The sequence below is a fragment of the Pseudomonas sp. NFACC08-1 genome (assembly GCF_900106735.1).
Classification (GTDB): Bacteria; Pseudomonadota; Gammaproteobacteria; order Pseudomonadales; family Pseudomonadaceae; genus Aquipseudomonas; species Aquipseudomonas fluorescens_Q.
On record NZ_FNNL01000006.1, the window covers coordinates 130,056 to 146,869 of the forward strand.

Annotated in this window: 16 protein-coding genes; 12 read left to right on the forward strand and 4 right to left on the reverse strand. The window is 61.4% G+C overall.

Going from position 1 to position 16,814, the window contains the following annotated elements:
• Positions 1-317: 317 nt before the first annotated feature.
• The 7 genes from BLU76_RS14355 to pdeM all read left to right on the forward strand — a co-directional run bounded on the left by BLU76_RS14355 (position 318) and on the right by pdeM (position 7,919).
• On the forward strand, positions 318-1,100 hold the full coding sequence (locus tag BLU76_RS14355; RefSeq protein ID WP_092144170.1) for a transporter substrate-binding domain-containing protein: 783 nt from the start codon (positions 318-320) through the stop codon (positions 1,098-1,100).
• Positions 1,101-1,158: 58 nt separating this feature from the next.
• Entirely contained in the window at positions 1,159-1,887 is a 729-nt protein-coding gene (locus BLU76_RS14360) for an ABC transporter permease (protein ID WP_063322690.1), read from the forward strand.
• Positions 1,884-2,594: an ABC transporter permease gene (locus tag BLU76_RS14365; protein ID WP_092144168.1), complete on the forward strand. Its 711-nt coding sequence runs from the start codon at positions 1,884-1,886 to the stop codon at positions 2,592-2,594. Before BLU76_RS14360 ends, BLU76_RS14365 begins: the two co-directional genes overlap by 4 nt.
• A 27-nt stretch (positions 2,595-2,621) precedes the next feature.
• A complete protein-coding gene (locus BLU76_RS14370) occupies positions 2,622-3,740 on the forward strand; it encodes a succinylglutamate desuccinylase/aspartoacylase family protein (RefSeq protein WP_092223202.1) in 1,119 nt (372 codons plus the stop codon).
• Between the two features lie 13 nt (positions 3,741-3,753).
• On the forward strand, positions 3,754-4,518 hold the full coding sequence (locus BLU76_RS14375) for an ABC transporter ATP-binding protein (RefSeq protein WP_053118987.1): 765 nt from the start codon (positions 3,754-3,756) through the stop codon (positions 4,516-4,518).
• 258 nt (positions 4,519-4,776) lie between these two features.
• On the forward strand, positions 4,777-7,263 hold the full coding sequence (locus BLU76_RS14380; protein ID WP_092223204.1) for a ligase-associated DNA damage response DEXH box helicase: 2,487 nt from the start codon (positions 4,777-4,779) through the stop codon (positions 7,261-7,263).
• Positions 7,263-7,919 carry a ligase-associated DNA damage response endonuclease PdeM gene (gene pdeM, locus BLU76_RS14385; protein WP_063322694.1) on the forward strand — a complete coding sequence of 219 codons (657 nt, stop codon included), beginning with the start codon at positions 7,263-7,265 and terminating at the stop codon, positions 7,917-7,919. Before BLU76_RS14380 ends, pdeM begins: the two co-directional genes overlap by 1 nt.
• Before the next feature lie 70 nt (positions 7,920-7,989).
• Here the strand turns inward: pdeM and BLU76_RS14390 are convergent, their stop codons facing one another.
• Positions 7,990-8,196, reverse strand: coding sequence for a hypothetical protein (locus BLU76_RS14390; RefSeq protein ID WP_003184748.1), 207 nt, complete (start codon positions 8,194-8,196; stop codon positions 7,990-7,992).
• A 102-nt stretch (positions 8,197-8,298) separates the two neighbouring features.
• Positions 8,299-8,865: a dCTP deaminase gene (gene dcd / locus BLU76_RS14395; protein ID WP_003184751.1), complete on the reverse strand. Its 567-nt coding sequence runs from the start codon at positions 8,863-8,865 to the stop codon at positions 8,299-8,301.
• A gap of 354 nt (positions 8,866-9,219) precedes the next feature.
• On the opposite strand from dcd, the gene BLU76_RS14400 reads away from it, so the two are divergent.
• Positions 9,220-9,429, forward strand: coding sequence for a cold-shock protein (locus tag BLU76_RS14400; protein ID WP_002554837.1), 210 nt, complete (start codon positions 9,220-9,222; stop codon positions 9,427-9,429).
• Positions 9,430-9,559: 130 nt separating this feature from the next.
• Here the strand turns inward: BLU76_RS14400 and BLU76_RS14405 are convergent, their stop codons facing one another.
• Positions 9,560-10,567: a DUF481 domain-containing protein gene (locus BLU76_RS14405; protein ID WP_092144162.1), complete on the reverse strand. Its 1,008-nt coding sequence runs from the start codon at positions 10,565-10,567 to the stop codon at positions 9,560-9,562.
• 157 nt (positions 10,568-10,724) lie between these two features.
• On the opposite strand from BLU76_RS14405, the gene BLU76_RS14410 reads away from it, so the two are divergent.
• The 4 genes from BLU76_RS14410 to BLU76_RS14425 all read left to right on the forward strand — a co-directional run bounded on the left by BLU76_RS14410 (position 10,725) and on the right by BLU76_RS14425 (position 15,498).
• Positions 10,725-11,078 (forward strand): MGMT family protein, encoded by a 354-nt coding sequence (locus BLU76_RS14410; protein WP_063322696.1) that lies wholly within the window; start codon positions 10,725-10,727, stop codon positions 11,076-11,078.
• A gap of 44 nt (positions 11,079-11,122) precedes the next feature.
• The gene (locus BLU76_RS14415; protein WP_092144160.1) at positions 11,123-12,682 is read left to right on the forward strand and encodes an AmpG family muropeptide MFS transporter; all 1,560 of its coding nucleotides are present in this window, start codon (positions 11,123-11,125) and stop codon (positions 12,680-12,682) included.
• 129 nt (positions 12,683-12,811) lie between these two features.
• Entirely contained in the window at positions 12,812-14,527 is a 1,716-nt protein-coding gene (locus tag BLU76_RS14420; protein WP_092223206.1) for a proline--tRNA ligase, read from the forward strand.
• Positions 14,528-14,544: 17 nt separating this feature from the next.
• Entirely contained in the window at positions 14,545-15,498 is a 954-nt protein-coding gene (locus BLU76_RS14425) for a hypothetical protein (RefSeq protein WP_092144156.1), read from the forward strand.
• Positions 15,499-15,702: 204 nt separating this feature from the next.
• Here the strand turns inward: BLU76_RS14425 and dinB are convergent, their stop codons facing one another.
• Complete coding sequence (gene dinB, locus BLU76_RS14430; RefSeq protein WP_063322700.1) at positions 15,703-16,764, reverse strand: DNA polymerase IV; 1,062 nt, start codon at positions 16,762-16,764, stop codon at positions 15,703-15,705.
• Between the last annotated feature and the right edge of the window lie 50 nt (positions 16,765-16,814).

Here is a 16,814-nt window from a genome sequence, read left to right on the forward strand (position 1 = left end):
GTGGCGAGGGAGCTTGCTCCCGCTGGGCTGCGAAGCGGCCCCCTGGTTCTGACTGACACACCGCAGGGGGCCGCTTCGCGCCCCAGCGGGAGCAAGCTCCCTCGCCACCGAAGAGCGCTCCATCCCGGTGCACTTTTTGATGTACGCTCATCCCCGCGCACCATCGCATTCCGTCACCCGTCGCCGAAGCTTTTAAAACACTTGTTCGGCACTCTGGTTCGGAAATTGCTACCTTTATGCCGTCATACCGTTCTCGCCTTCACCGGTAACAATACTTACGCGCCACAAGCGCTCATATTGGTTTTAGGGATTGAATAATGAAAAAAGCACTGCTGACCCTTTCTGCACTGGCGTTGTGCATGGCTGCTGGCGTCGCCACGGCCAAGGAATACAAGGAACTGCGTTTTGGTGTCGACCCTTCCTACGCCCCGTTTGAGTCCAAAGCCGCCGACGGCAGCCTGGTCGGTTTCGACATCGATCTGGGCAACGCGATCTGCGCAGAGCTGAAGGTCAAATGCAAATGGGTCGAAAGTGATTTCGACGGCATGATCCCGGGCCTCAAGGCTAATAAATTCGACGGCGTGATCTCCTCCATGACCGTTACCCCGGCCCGCGAAAAAGCCATCGACTTTTCCAGCGAGCTGTTCTCCGGCCCAACGGCCTATGTCTTCAAGAAAGGCTCGGGCCTGAGCGAAGACGTTGCCTCGCTCAAAGGCAAGACCGTCGGCTACGAGCAAGGCACCATCCAGGAAGCCTACGCCAAGGCCGTGCTGGACAAGGCCGGCGTCAAGACCCAGGCCTACCAGAACCAGGACCAGGTCTACGCCGACCTGACCTCGGGTCGCCTCGACGCGGCGATCCAGGACATGCTCCAGGCCGAGCTGGGCTTCCTGAAGTCGCCAAAAGGCGAAGGTTATGAAGTCAGCAAGCCAGTGGACAGCGAATTGCTGCCCTCCAAGACCGCGATTGGTATCAAGAAAGGTAACAGTGAGCTGAAGGCACTTTTGGATAAAGGTATCAAAGCGTTACACGACGACGGCAAATACGCCGAGATCCAGAAAAAACACTTTGGCGATCTGAATCTGTACAGCGGCAAATAATGCGCTGCGCCCATCCGGTCTCGGATGGGCGCTTTTCTCCTGCCAAAGGCTTTCTTCCATGTTCGAACAACTCCTACAAAATCTGGGGCTCTCCGCCTTCAGCCTGCAGGGCTTTGGCCCGCTGCTGATGCAAGGCACCTGGATGACCATCAAGCTATCGGCCCTGTCTTTGTTGTTGAGCGTCTTGCTCGGCCTGCTGGGCGCCAGTGCCAAGCTGTCCAGCGTCAAACTGCTGCGAATCCCTGCCCAGCTCTACACCACGCTGATCCGCGGCGTGCCGGACCTGGTGCTGATGCTGCTGATCTTCTACAGCCTGCAAACCTGGCTGACCTCGCTTACCGACTTCATGGAATGGGAATACATCGAGATCGACCCATTCGGCGCCGGGGTGATCACCCTGGGCTTCATCTATGGCGCGTACTTCACCGAAACCTTTCGCGGTGCGATCCTCTCGGTCCCCCGAGGCCAGGTCGAAGCCGCCACTGCGTATGGCCTCAAGCGTGGCCAGCGCTTTCGCTTCGTGGTGTTTCCGCAAATGATGCGCTTTGCCCTGCCGGGTATCGGCAACAACTGGATGGTGATGCTCAAGGCTACCGCGCTGGTGTCGATCATCGGCCTGGCCGACCTGGTCAAGGCGGCCCAGGATGCGGGCAAGAGCACCTACCAGTTGTTCTACTTCCTGGTGCTGGCGGCGCTGATTTATCTGCTGATCACCAGCGCGTCCAATTTCATCCTGCGCTGGCTTGAACGCCGCTACGCCGCTGGAGCCCGGGAGGCGGTGCGATGATCGAACTTCTGCAAGAGTACTGGCGGCCATTCCTTTACAGCGATGGTGTCAACGTCACGGGCCTGGCCATGACCCTGTGGCTGCTCAGCGCCTCGCTGCTGATCGGTTTCCTGGTATCGATCCCGCTGTCCATCGCCCGGGTTTCACCCAAGTTCTACGTCCGCTGGCCGGTGCAGTTCTACACCTACCTGTTCCGTGGCACACCGCTCTATATCCAACTGCTGATCTGCTATACCGGCATCTACAGCATCGCGGCGGTGCGCGCCCAGCCGCTGCTCGACAGTTTCTTTCGCGATGCGATGAACTGCACGATCCTGGCCTTCGCCTTGAACACCTGCGCCTACACCACGGAAATTTTCGCCGGGGCGATTCGCAGCATGAACCATGGCGAAGTCGAGGCGGCCAAGGCCTACGGCCTGACCGGTTGGAAGCTGTACACCTACGTGATCATGCCGTCGGCGCTGCGGCGCTCGCTGCCGTATTACAGCAACGAAGTCATCTTGATGCTGCACTCGACGACCGTGGCGTTCACCGCTACCGTTCCAGACGTGCTGAAAGTGGCCCGGGACGCCAACTCGGCGACGTTCCTGACGTTCCAGTCGTTCGGGATCGCCGCGTTGATCTACCTGACCGTCACCTTTGCACTGGTGGGCCTCTTCCGCCTCGCCGAACGCCGCTGGTTGGCCTTTCTCGGGCCGACTCACTAGGGCTTCCGTTCCAGGACACACACGCAAATGCGCCACCAGATCCATGACCTGCTGGCCCCGGTACCGGGGACCGCACGCAAGATCCACAGCTTCCACTTCGGCCCGGAAAAAGCCGTCGGCAAAATCTATATCCAGTCGTCCCTGCACGCCGATGAACTGCCGGGCATGCTGGTCGCCTGGCACCTCAAGCAGCGCCTGGCCGAACTCGAAGCGTCGGGCCACCTGCGCCACGAGATCGTGCTGGTGCCCGTCGCCAACCCCATCGGCCTCGAACAAGTGCTGATGGACGTGCCCCTGGGCCGCTACGAAACCGAGAGCGGGCAGAACTTCAACCGCCGCTTCGTCGACCTGAGCGAAGAGATCGGCAACGAAATCCAGGACCTGCTCACCGACGATCCGCAGCACAACCTGATGCTGATCCGCACCCGCCTGCGCGACGCCCTCGCCCGGCAGTCCCCAGGCACGCAATTGCAATCCCTGCGCCTGACCCTGCAACGGCTGGCCTGCGACGCCGACATGGTGCTGGACCTGCATTGCGACTTCGAAGCCGTGGCCCACCTCTACACCACACCCGAAGCCTGGCCACAAGTCGAACCGCTGGCCCGCTACATCGGCGCCGAAGCCTGCCTGCTGGCGACCGATTCGGGCGGCCAGTCGTTCGATGAATGCTTCACCCTGCTCTGGTGGCAACTCAAGGAACGCTTCGGCGAACGCTTCGAGATTCCCCTGGGCAGTTTTTCGGTCACCGTGGAGTTGCGTGGCCAGGGTGACGTCAACCACGGGCTGGCGAGCCTGGACTGCCAGGCCTTGATCGAATACCTGATCCGTTTCGGCGCCATCGACGGCGAACCGATGCCCATGCCCGAGCTGCCCTACCCGGCCACGCCGCTGGCCGCTGTCGAGCCGGTGGCGACGCCCGTGGGTGGGTTGCTGGTCTACAGCGCCCTGCCCGGCGAATACCTGGAGGCGGGGCAGTTGATCGCGGAAGTCATCGATCCGGTCAACGACACCGTCACCCCCGTTCATTGCCGTAACGCCGGGCTGCTGTACGCCCGTTCGCTGCGCCGCATGGCCACGGCCGGCATGGTGATCGCCCATGTCGCCGGCACCGAAGCCTATCGCAGCGGCTACCTACTTTCGCCTTGAGGATGCATGCTCCATGTACAAACTGACCATCGAAGGCCTGCATAAAAGCTATGGCGAACATGAAGTGCTCAAGGGCGTTTCGCTCAAGGCCAAGACCGGCGACGTCATCAGCCTCATTGGCGCCAGCGGCTCAGGCAAAAGTACCTTTTTGCGCTGCATCAACTTCCTGGAACAACCCAACGACGGCGCCATGAGCCTGGACGGCCAGCCGATCCAGATGATCAAGGACCGCCACGGCATGCACGTGGCCGACGCCGACGAACTGCAACGTATCCGCACGCGCCTGGCCATGGTGTTCCAACACTTCAACCTGTGGAGCCACATGACCGTGCTGGAAAACATCACCATGGCGCCGCGCCGGGTGTTGGGCGTGAGCAAGCAGGAAGCCGACGACCGTGCGCGTCGTTATCTCGACAAGGTCGGCCTGCCGGCGCGGGTTGCCGAGCAGTACCCGGCTTTCCTCTCCGGCGGCCAGCAACAGCGCGTGGCCATTGCCCGTGCCCTGGCGATGGAACCGGAGGTGATGCTGTTCGACGAACCCACTTCGGCCTTGGACCCGGAGCTGGTGGGCGAAGTGCTGAAGGTGATCCAGGGCCTGGCCGAAGAGGGCCGGACCATGATCATGGTGACCCACGAAATGAGCTTCGCCCGCAAGGTCTCGAACCAGGTGCTGTTCCTGCACCAGGGCCTGGTGGAAGAAGAAGGCGCACCGGAAGACGTGCTGGGCAATCCCACCAGTGAACGGCTCAAGCAGTTCCTCAGTGGCAACCTGAAATAAAGCTCGGCACACCTGAATTGAGGGGCCAGGTACTGCTCTTGTGGCGAGGGGATTTATCTGTGGCGAGGGGATTTATCCCCGTTGGGCTGAAGCAGCCCCTCAGTTGATCGCCTCGGTGCGTCTGGCAAATTATTCTTGAGCTTTTTGGGGCTGCTTCGCAGCCCAGCGGGGATAAATCCCCTCGCCACAGGTTTTTTAAAACCTTTCACCTCCCACCGTGGTCACTGAAGAAGGACTTTCAGGGCGCACGCGGCAGGCATGGCGACATCCAATAATTTCGCGAAACAGTGGTTCGATGCCCGCGGCTGGAAGCCGTTCGTCTTTCAGAAGCAGGTCTGGGCCGCGGTCAAGCGGGGGGAGTCCGGGCTGCTGCATGCCAGTACCGGTGCCGGCAAAACCTATGCCGTGTGGTTAGCCGCCCTCAACCGTTTCGCTCGACCGGCACCGCCGCTGGATAAACCGCGCAAACGCAAACCGCCGGCCGAACCGCTGACCGTCCTGTGGATCACGCCGATGCGCGCATTGGCGGCCGACACCGGCAAAGCCCTCGAAGCGCCCCTGGCAGACCTGCAAGTGCCCTGGAGTGTCGGCCTGCGCACCGGCGATACCAGCGCCAACGAACGCGCCCGCCAGGGCCGGCGCCTGCCCACCGCGCTGATCACCACCCCCGAAAGCCTGACCCTGATCCTCGCCCGGGCCGATGCGCATACCGCCGTCTCGACCCTGCGCATGGTCGTGGTGGATGAATGGCACGAGTTGCTCGGCAACAAACGTGGCGTGCAATTGCAACTGGCCCTGGCGCGCTTGCGGCACTGGCATCCCGAACTCATCGTCTGGGGCGTGTCCGCGACCCTGGGCAACCAGGCCCACGCCGGACAGGTATTGATCCCGCAAGGCAACGGAATCAGCGTGCAGGGAGTCGATGGCAAGGCGCTGCGGGTCGACACACTGTTACCCCCGACCCTCGAACGTTTCCCCTGGGCCGGGCACATCGGCCTGAAAATGCTGCCCCGGGTCGTGGCCGAAATCGACGCCAGCAGCAGCTGCCTGGTCTTCACCAACACCCGGGCACAGTCGGAAATCTGGTATCAGGCGCTGCTTGAGACGCGGCCCGATTGGGCCGGGTTGATCGCCCTGCACCATAGCTCGCTGTCGCGTGACACCCGGGATTGGGTGGAACAGGCATTGAAGAACGGCCAGCTCAAAGCGGTGGTCTGCACGTCCAGCCTGGACCTGGGGGTGGACTTCCTGCCAGTGGAACGGGTGCTGCAGATTGGCTCGGCCAAGGGCGTAGCCCGGCTGATGCAACGGGCCGGGCGCTCCGGCCACGCACCGGGCCGGACCTCGCGGGTGACGCTGGTGCCGACCCACAGCCTGGAATTGATCGAGGCCGCCGCCGCGCAGGACGCCGTGGCCCAACGGCGCATCGAACCGCGCGAATCGCCCCGCAAGCCGCTGGATGTGCTGGTGCAGCACTTGGTGAGCATGGCCCTGGGTGGTGGCTTCGTTCCCGCCGAATTGTTCGAGGAAGTGCGAGGTGCCTGGGCCTACCGCGACCTCAACCCGGCCGAATGGGCCTGGGCCCTGGCGTTTGTGCGCCATGGCGGCCTGTCATTGACCGCCTACCCCGATTATCGACGCGTCGAACCGGACGAACACGGGATCTGGCGAGTGCCTGACGCACGCCTGGCCCGGCGTCACCGCATGAGCATCGGCACCATCGTCAGCGATGCCAGCCTGCAATTGAAGTTCTGGAGCAAAGGCGGGGGCGGCAAGACCCTGGGCAGCGTAGAGGAAGGCTTCATCGCCCGCCTGCGCCCCGGTGACGGTTTCCTGTTCGCCGGGCGTTTGCTGGAATTGGTCCGGGTCGAGGACATGACCGCCTACGTGCGACGCAGCCAGGCCAAGAAGGCCGCTGTGCCGCGCTGGAACGGCGGGCGCATGCCGCTCTCCAGCGAATTGGCCGCCGCCGTCGTGGCCCGTTTGAGCGAAGCCGCCTCGGGCCGCTTCGAGGGCCCAGAGATGCACGCCGTGCAGCCCCTGCTCTTGACTCAACAACGCTGGTCCGGTTTGCCCACGCAGAGCACATTGCTGGCCGAAGCTCTCAAGTCCCGGGAGGGCTGGCACCTGTTCCTCTACCCGTTTGCCGGTCGCCAGGTTCATCTGGGCCTGGCCAGCCTGCTGGCCTGGCGTGTCAGCCAGCAACAGCCACTGACGTTTTCCATTGCGGTCAACGATTACGGCCTGGAACTGCTCAGCGCCACGGCAGTGGATTGGTCGCAATACCTGACCCCCGGCCTGCTGAGCGTCGATCACCTGCTGACCGACGTACTTGCGAGCCTGAACGCCGGGGAATTGGCCCTGAGGCGTTTTCGCGAAATCGCCCGGATCGCCGGACTGGTCTTTGCCGGCTATCCCGGCGCACCGAAAAGCACCCGGCAAGTCCAGGCGTCCAGCGGATTGTTCTTCCAGGTGTTCAAGCAATACGACGCCGACAATCTCTTGCTGGCCCAGGCCGGGGAGGAAGTCTTGCGCGAAGAATTGGATATCCGTCGACTGGAGCAGACCTTGCAACGCCTCAATACCTTGAAGCTGGACCTGCACGTGATCAAGCGCCCCACCCCGCTCGGGTTTCCGCTGCTGGTGGAGCGATTCCGGGAAAGCATGAGTTCGGAAAAGCTCGCCGACCGCATCCGGCGGATGGTCAGCGAACTGGAAAAGACTGCCGATCGCGGTGACACCTGATGCCAGCGCCTTACCCCGTCAGCCTGGCCGGCGAAGAACTCTGGTTGCTCCCGGAAAAAGCCGTGTACTGGCCCGCCCAGGAAACCCTGATGGTGGCCGATGTTCATTTCGGCAAGGCCGCCGCCTATCGCAGCCTCGGGCAACCGGTGCCCCACGGCACCACCGCCAGCAACATCGCCGTGCTGGATGCGTTGCTGGCCAGCCTGCCATGCCGACAGTTGATTTTTCTCGGGGATTTTCTCCACGGTCCCGGCTCTCATGCGCCCGGCACCTTGAAGGCACTTTCCGATTGGCGTGTGCGACATCCGCACCTGGCCATGACGCTGATTCGTGGCAACCACGACAAACGCGCCGGTGACCCACCGCCAGCGCTGAACATTCGCGTCGTACCGGAGCCGTTGCTTCTGGGCCCTTTCGCCGTGCAACACGAGCCTGCCCCACATCCCAGCCGCCATGTGCTGGCCGGTCACGTGCACCCGGTCTACCACCTGAGCGGCAAGGGCCGGCAACGCCTTCGCCTGGCCTGCTTTCGGCTGGGCAGCGAGATCAGCCTGCTGCCGGCCTTCGGTGCGTTCACGGGCGGTTACCGGGTCGAGCAGGGCAGCGATTGCAGGATTTTTGTCATCGGCGATAACGAAATATGGCCTGTCAGTTGAAAGCTTCAAGCTTCAAGCCAAGGCTAGGTGTCTCAACTTGCAGCTTGCAGCTCGCAACTTGCAGCTGATGTCATGCCACAGGCGCAGGAGGCGGCTCATCCGGCAGCGTAGGCTCGCCGGGTTCGGTAGGTTGTTCGTTGGGGGTGTCGGGATCAGGCTGGCCAGGGATGCCGCCCGCCGCTTCGACAGGATGGGCCAGCAATGACCAGGCCATGACGCCGATCTGATTGGGCTCAAGCCTTGCCAGTTCGGCACTGATTCGCGGATCGATCTTCATAGAGCAACTCCTGAGCGAAGGCCCGCTGCGCTGACACACAAAAACGGGCAGTACACGCAATAGAGTGTCTGCCCGCCCAGGAATTCCAACAGCTCGTCAGATTCAGGTACGCGGCAGGGTCACACCGCGCTGGCCCTGGTATTTGCCGCCACGATCCTTGTAGGACACTTCGCACTCTTCATCGGATTCCAGGAACAGCATCTGCGCCACACCTTCGTTGGCGTAGATTTTCGCCGGCAAGGTCGTGGTGTTGGAGAACTCCAGGGTCACGTGACCTTCCCACTCGGGTTCCAGCGGCGTGACGTTGACGATGATGCCGCAACGGGCGTAGGTGCTCTTGCCCAGGCAGATGGTCAGCACGTTGCGCGGGATGCGGAAGTACTCGACGGTACGGGCCAGGGCGAAGGAGTTCGGCGGGATGATGCAAACGTCGCTTTTAACGTCGACGAAGCTCTTTTCGTCGAAGTTCTTCGGGTCGACGGTGGCCGAGTTGATATTGGTGAACACCTTGAATTCGTCGGCGCAGCGCACGTCGTAGCCGTAGCTGGAGACACCGAAGGAGATCAGCCGGTCGGCGCCTTCGCCACGCATCTGGCGTTCGACGAAGGGCTCGATCATGCCGTGCTCTTGCGCCATGCGGCGAATCCACTTGTCCGATTTGATGCTCATGGCGGTTTCCTGAAATAGCGAGGTGGAAAAAATACGTCCGGCATCTTACTGGGGCACGGGTCCGAGTTCAAAGCGCGGCACGCAAATCTCGCCGATCCGCCTTGATTTCCGGGTCCTGCCGGCCATCGCCCGCGCCGTCAGTCACCAAATAAGAGAAACCTTCGCAAAGACCATTGGCACATTCTGGAAAAAGGGTTAAGGTGGCGCCACTGTGCTGCTTGTGTCACTGAGAATCTCTACACGATATGTTGAATTTCGATCCAACCATCTACAAGAATTTTTCCTGCTCTTTGCACTCAGTCTCGGCCAGGGTTCTTCCTGAGTCGCAGTTATCTTTGTTCAAGGAGTTACACCATGTCTAATCGCCAAACCGGTACCGTTAAGTGGTTCAACGATGAAAAAGGCTTCGGCTTCATCACCCCACAATCCGGTGACGATCTGTTCGTTCACTTCAAAGCTATCCAATCCGACGGCTTCAAAAGCCTGAAAGAAGGCCAACAGGTTTCTTTCATCGCTACCCGCGGTCAGAAAGGCATGCAAGCTGAAGAAGTTCAAGTTATCTAACTTGTCCTTGCTTTAGTAAAAGGCCCCGCCCTCAAAAGCGGGGCTTTTTTGTGCCTGGGTGTTTTTCCCAGGGCACAAAAAAACTGTGGGAGCAAGCTCGCTCCCACAGGTGTGTGTGGGTGAGCCCGAATTACCAGGTCACGCCAAACCCTGCCGTGTACCGCGTCTTGCTCAAGTCACTGTCTTCAGTGCCCTCGATGACATCCTTCTCAGCCTTGAGGTTGAGCGACGCCCAATCGGTGACCTTGTAGCGCAGCCCCACCTCGGCGTCGTAGGCATAATCCGCCACGTCGGACAGCGGCTTGCCCACTTCGCCATTGGTGAAGAACTCGACGCGCTTGCCAATCAGGTAGCGGTTGTAGTCCCATTTCATGGCGACGGAATAGAAGTTGTCCTTACCGCCGTCGCGGTATTCATAGTCGGTGCGGTTCAACAGCGAACCCAGCGAGAACGCGCCCAGCTCGTCATCCCAGAACTGATAACCCGGACCGGTACCCACCACGCGCTGGCGCGCCAGGTCTTCGACTTTGTCACGCTTGTAGTTCAGGCGGCCTTGCCAGAACCATTTGTCCGTCAGGAACCGGTCGAGGGAATATTCCAGGCGCCAGTTATCGGCGGAAACCACATCGTCCTGGAACTCACGGTTGTATTCACCCTCGGCGGTGTGCCGCCATCTGCCGTGGCGAGCCGAGGTCTTGAAGTCGATGTCGTAATCGTCGGTATCGTTTTCCGCACGCTGGTAATCCAGCGCGGCATCGATGTTGCCTTTCCACACCAGGTCCTCGACCACCGGCTTGGGCTTGAGGATCTGCTGGATGCTGGCCAGATCAACGGTCTTGGGCGCATCACCGTTGGCCAAGGTGACCTTGCCATCCTCGGCGGCCTGCAGCGCCTTGGCTTTCTCGCCAGTGTAGGCATCCTGCTTGACCAGCAATTGCTGGTCGCTTTCGAGGGTTTTGACCTGTTTCCAGTCGATGGGAATCGCGCCAGCGTAATCAGTCTGGATCAGCAACTTGCCGCCATCGAAAACGGTGATTTTACCGGTCAGCTTGTCACCGTTCTTCAACCAGACGGTATCGGCAAGCAAGGGCATGGAGGCGCTGGTAACAGCTAGGCACAACAGGGTTCTAGACAACATAAGCGATAATGGGCTCAAGTTTTCAGTGAAAAGGCGGCATTATCCCCCAGGATGACACCTCAGCAAGGACTGACCCATGTAGGGCGGATGAGTTCATTTCTCAACCCGCCTCGTAGGAATTAATCTACAGACGGACACCTCATTCAGGAACCTTTACGTGACTGACACCCCAACGGACACCGAGAACGCCGCCCAGATCCGCCGCACGACCCTTTACCTGACCCTGGCACAAGTGCCGGCGGGCAAGGTCGTCACCTATGGCCAACTGGCTGAAATGGCCGGCCTGGGCCGCGCGGCGCGCTGGGTCGGGCGGACTCTCAGCCAGTTGCCGAACGACACGAAGCTGCCCTGGCATCGGGTATTGGGTGCCGGCGGTCGGATCAGCCTACCGGCGGGCAGCGCCTCAGGGGATGAACAGCGCGCACGCCTGCGCATGGAAGGCATCAGTGTCCTGAACAATCGTGTTGATATTCAGCGCCATGGCTGGCGCCCGGTAGAGCACAGCGGTTAGAGTGCGCGCTTTGTTTTCGCAATTTTTGAGGCAGACTCCAGCCCATGCCCCGTAAAACCTGGCGCGCCGCCCTCGCCGCCTATGCCAGTCCCTCGACGCTCGTGCTGTTGCTGCTTGGCTTCGCCGCCGGCTTGCCGTACATGCTAGTGTTTTCCACACTTTCGGTCTGGTTGCGCGAAGCCGGTGTGGCCCGCGAAACCATCGGCTACGCGAGCCTGATCGGCCTGGCGTATGCCTTTAAATGGGTCTGGTCGCCGCTGCTCGACCAATGGCGCCTGCCGTTGCTGGGTAAACTCGGGCGTCGGCGTTCATGGCTGGTGCTCTCCCAAGGCCTGGTAATCCTCGGCCTGATCGGCATGGGGTTCTGCGACCCACAGAAACACCTGTCATGGTTGATCGCCATCGCCGTCATCGTGGCCTTCGCCTCTGCAACGCAGGACATCGCCGTCGACGCCTATCGCCTGGAGATCGCCGACGACACCCGCCAGGCCGCCCTCGCCGCCAGCTACATGTCCGGCTACCGCATCGCGGCACTGCTGGCCACTGCTGGCGCGCTGTTTTTCGCCGAAGGGTTTGGCTCCACTGGCTTCAGCTACAAACACTCGGCCTGGGCCGGCACTTACCTGCTGTTCGGCGTATTGATGGTCCCGGCGTTGCTTACCTCGCTGTTCATGCGCGAACCGCCGGTGCCTCTGCGCACCCAACTGCAGGCCGGACGCTACTCGTTCGCCCATCAACTGGCGTCGGTGTTCGTACTGATCGTGCTGCTGGTGTCTGTCCCGGCGATGTTCACCCAGCTCTACAACACCGACTTCGCCAGCGTGCTGTTCGAGGGCGTCAGCCTGCTTGACCTGCTGCTCGAAGACCGCGCGTTCCTGCGGGCCATCCTCTATATCATCCTGACCGCCCTGTGCCTGTCGGCCGTGGGCCGCCGCGGATTAGCGCCGGTGCTGACGCCGGTAAACGATTTCATCCTGCGTTACCGCTGGCAGGCGCTGCTGCTGCTCGGACTGATCGCAACCTATCGCATGTCTGACACCGTCATGGGTGTCATGGCCAACGTGTTCTACATCGACCAAGGGTTCACCAAGGACCAGATCGCCAGCGTCAGCAAGATTTTCGGGCTGATCATGACCCTCGTCGGCGCCGGCATGGGCGGCCTGCTGATCGTACGTTTCGGCATCCTGCCCATCCTGTTCATCGGCGGTGTCGCCTCGGCGGGCACCAACATCCTCTTCCTGATGCTCACCGACATGGGCGCCAACCTGAAGATGCTGATTGTCACTATCTCCCTGGACAACTTCAGCTCCGGCCTGGCCACTTCGGCGTTCGTCGCCTACCTGTCGAGCCTGACCAACCTGAAATTCTCCGCCACCCAATACGCCCTGCTCAGCTCGATCATGCTGTTGCTGCCGCGCCTGATCGGTGGTTATTCAGGGGTGATGGTGGAGAAGTTCGGCTATCACAATTTCTTCCTGATCACCGCGTTGCTGGGCGTTCCGACCCTGCTGCTGATCGCCTTGCACTGGTTCCAGGAGAACCGTCGCCAGGGCTCGACGCCCACCGCCGAACCGACGCCCACCCGACCTGCGGAAGAGTCGTAGGAAACGTCAGAAAACGCCGGGGAAACCGGCGTTCGCATCGGGCGACCGGCCACGCGCCTGTACGCCAGGGCATCTCGCCCGTACAATGCCCCGTCACTTCTCGTCATCAGCAACCGACAACGGCCAACCATGCGCACCAGTCAATATTTGCTCGCCACACAGAAAGAAACGCCTTCCGACGCCGTCGTGATCAGCCATCAGTTGATGCTGCGTGCCGGCATGATCCGCAAACTCGCCTCGGGCCTGTACACCTGGCTGCCAATGGGCCTGCGGGTCATGCGCAAGGTTGAAGCCATCGTTCGCGAAGAGATGGACGCTGCCGGCTCCCTGGAAGTGTTGATGCCGGGCACCCAACCGGCCGAGCTGTGGCAGGAATCGGGGCGCTGGGAAGAATACGGCCCTGAGCTGCTGCGCATCAAAGACCGTCACGGTCGCGACTTCTGTGCAGGCCCGACTCACGAAGAAGTGATCACCGACCTGATGCGCAACGAGTTGAGCAGCTACAAGCAGCTGCCGATCAACCTGTATCAGATCCAGACCAAATTCCGTGACGAAATCCGTCCACGCTTCGGCCTGATGCGCGGTCGCGAATTCATCATGAAGGACGCCTACTCGTTCCACACCGACCTGGCCTCGCTGCAAGTCACCTACGACCGCATGCACCAGGCATATTGCAACGTATTCACCCGTCTGGGCCTGAAATTCCGTCCGGTTGAAGCCGACAACGGCTCCATCGGCGGTGCCGGCTCCCACGAGTTCCACGTACTGGCCGAGTCCGGCGAAGACGACATCGTCTTCAGCAATGGCTCCGACTACGCCGCCAACATCGAGAAAGCCGAAGCCGTGCCACGGGAAACCTCCCGCGCCGCGCCGACCGAAGAGCTGCGCCTGGTGGACACGCCGAACGCCAAGACCATTGCCCAACTGGTGGAAGGCTACGACCTGCCAATTGAACGCACCATCAAGACCCTGATCGTGCGGGCCGAAGAGGAAGGCAAGCTGATTGCCCTGATCGTCCGTGGCGACCACGAGCTGAACGAAATCAAGGCCGCCAACCAGCCAGGCGTCGCCAGCCCGCTGGTCATGGCTACCGAAGCCGAACTGCGCGACGCCATCGGCGCCGGTGCCGGTTCCCTCGGCCCGCTGAACCTGCCGCTGCCGATCATCATCGACCGTTCGGTGGCATTGATGAGCGACTTCGCCATCGGCGCCAACATCGACGACAAACACTACTTCGGCGTGAACTGGGAACGCGACCTGCCGGTTCCTACCATCGCGGACCTGCGCAACGTCGTGGCCGGCGACCCGAGCCCGGACGGCAAGGGCACCCTGGAAATCAAGCGCGGTATCGAAGTCGGGCACATCTTCCAGCTGGGCAACAAGTACAGCAAGGCGATGAAGTGCGAAGTACTGGGCGAGAACGGCAAGCCGGTCACCCTGGAAATGGGCTGCTACGGCATCGGTGTTTCTCGCGTGGTAGCTGCCGCCATCGAGCAGAACAACGACGAGAAAGGCATCATCTGGAGCGACACGCTGGCGCCTTTCCAGATTGCCCTGGTTCCGCTGCGCTATGAAACCGACCTGGTGCGCGAAGCCACCGACAAGCTCTACGCCGAACTGACGGCCGCCGGCTTCGAAGTGCTGCTGGACGACCGCGACAAGAAAACCAGCCCCGGCATCAAGTTCGCGGACATGGAACTGATCGGCATCCCGCATCGGATCGTCGTCAGTGACCGTGGCCTGGCCGAAGGCAACCTGGAATACAAGAGCCGCACCGAAGCCGAGCCGCAAGCGCTGCCGGTCGCCGACGTGCTGTCGTTCCTCCAGGCCCGTATCCGCCGCTGACACCAGATAGAGACGTCATGTTCAAGCGAAACACCTTAGGCCTCGGTGGCGCCGCCCTGTGCGGCGCCCTGCTGGTCAGCGGCTGTGCCAACCAAATGTCGCAACGCAGCGAGCACGAAGAGCGGATCGAGCGCAAATTGCTCGACCACAGCCTGCTAATCGACGTGGGCGAACCCAAGGTGCTCGACCTGCCGCAGCGTCGGGTGCGCATCAATGAGCAGAAGACCTTCGAAGTCACCGAGTTCGAGGTCACTCGTCATTACGATCGCTACACGCCGTACCAACCCTGGCGGGAGATCTACGAGATTCCCCTGGGCGCGGTGGCCGTGGTGGCCGGCGTCGGTGCGAACGTGGTCAATGTGTTCGCCCTTGGCAACCTGCCGGACTCGGCGACCCGTGACTGGATCAGCTATGGCTTCGCCGGGCTCAACCCGTTCATGAACGTCCCCTCCCATGGCCGCGCCCAGCAGAACCTGGCGGGCATCGACGAAGTCCAGCGCGACAAGCGTACGGAACACTCGAGCCTGCCTTGGAGCGAACGCCCGGTGGAGGTCAAGGCCGCCCGGCAAACCTTCGAGCTGAGCACCGACCGTAACGGCGTGCTGCGCCTGAACCTGCTGGAAAGCCCGTTCGCCGAGCAGGACCTGAGCCAATTCGGCAAATTGCAGATCAGCGTGACGGATGCCCAGGACGAAGTGCACACCGATTCATCCCTGAGCATCAGCAGCACCCTGCGCAGCAAGCTGCTGGAAGCCCACGCGTTGATCTACGACGACCTGGAAGATGACGAGGTGAGCCAATGGGTGCATCGAGTCAAGCGCCTGTCGGAGCTGGGGCTTGAAGAAGAGGCCAGCGAACTGGAACAGAGCCTGATCGAACTGACCCGCAATGATCCGGAGTTGCAGACCGAGTTTTTGAAAGCACTGACCAAGGATGGTGGACGGTTGGTGGCGGATCCTGGCGCCAACTGAGTCCAGCTTGGATTGGTCAACCTCTCTTGTGGCGAGGGAGCTTGCTCCCGCTGGGCTGCGCAGCAGACCCAATAGCGGTTGACTCAATGAACCTGACACACCGAGGCGGCAGATTCAAGGGCCGCTTCGCAGCCCAGCGGGAGCAAGCTCCCTCGCCACAAGAGCAAGGCAAGGCAAGGCAAGGAATTCAGCCAACCGACAGCCTCACCGCTCAAACAACTCCAACTGCTCAAACCCACCGCGCAAATCCTCCAGCCGCACCCCGATCCCCAATAACCGCACCGGCTTGCCGCCCCGGTTGAACGCCTGGGTCAACAGCAACTGGTAGCTGCCCAGGTCCCGCCCTGCCCCGGCCTGTTCCAGTGTGGTCTGGGTGAAGTCGTGGAATTTCACTTTGACGAACGGCTTGCCCGGTCGATAACTGCTGTCGATCCGCGCCATGCGTCCGCTGAGGGTTTCCATCAGTTCCGGCAGCTTGTCGAGGCAACTCACCAGGTCAGGCAGGTCGACATCGTAAGTGTTTTCCACACTGATGGACTGCCGTCGGCTGTCGTTGTGCACCAGCCGCTCATCGATCCCACGAGCCAGGCTCCAGAGCCGCTCACCGAAACTGCCGAATTCGCGCACCAGCGCCAACTTGTCCCATTGGCGCAACTGCAGGCAATCGACGATGCCAAGCCGGTTCAGCTTATCGGCGGTGACCTTTCCAACACCGTGAAGCTTGCTGACCGGCAGGGCCGAGACAAAATCCTCGACTTGGTCGGGGGTGATGACGAACAACCCGTTGGGCTTCTTCCAGTCGCTGGCGATCTTGGCCAGGAACTTGTTCGGCGCGACGCCTGCCGACACCGTGATGTGCAACTGGTTGGAAACCCGCCGGCGAATGTCCTGGGCGATGCGCGTGGCGCTGCCACCGAAATGGGCGCTGGCGGAGACGTCCAGGTAGGCCTCGTCCAGCGACAGCGGCTCGATCAGGTCAGTGTAATCGCTGAAAATCGTATGAATTTCCTTCGACGCTTCCCGATAGGCATCCATTCGTGGCTTGACGATGGTGAGGTCCGGGCAAAGCTTCAAGGCGTGGCCGGAGGACATGGCCGAGCGCACCCCATAGGCCCGCGCTTCGTAGTTACAGGTGGCAATCACGCCCCGCCGATCCGCCGAGCCTCCCACCGCCAAGGGCTTGCCGGCCAGCCGCGGGTCATCGCGCATTTCGATAGCGGCATAGAAACAGTCACAGTCGACATGAATGATCTTACGTTGCGTCATAAATAAAGAAGCAGAGTATGCGACGAATCGGGCCACCAGTATCGCACCGA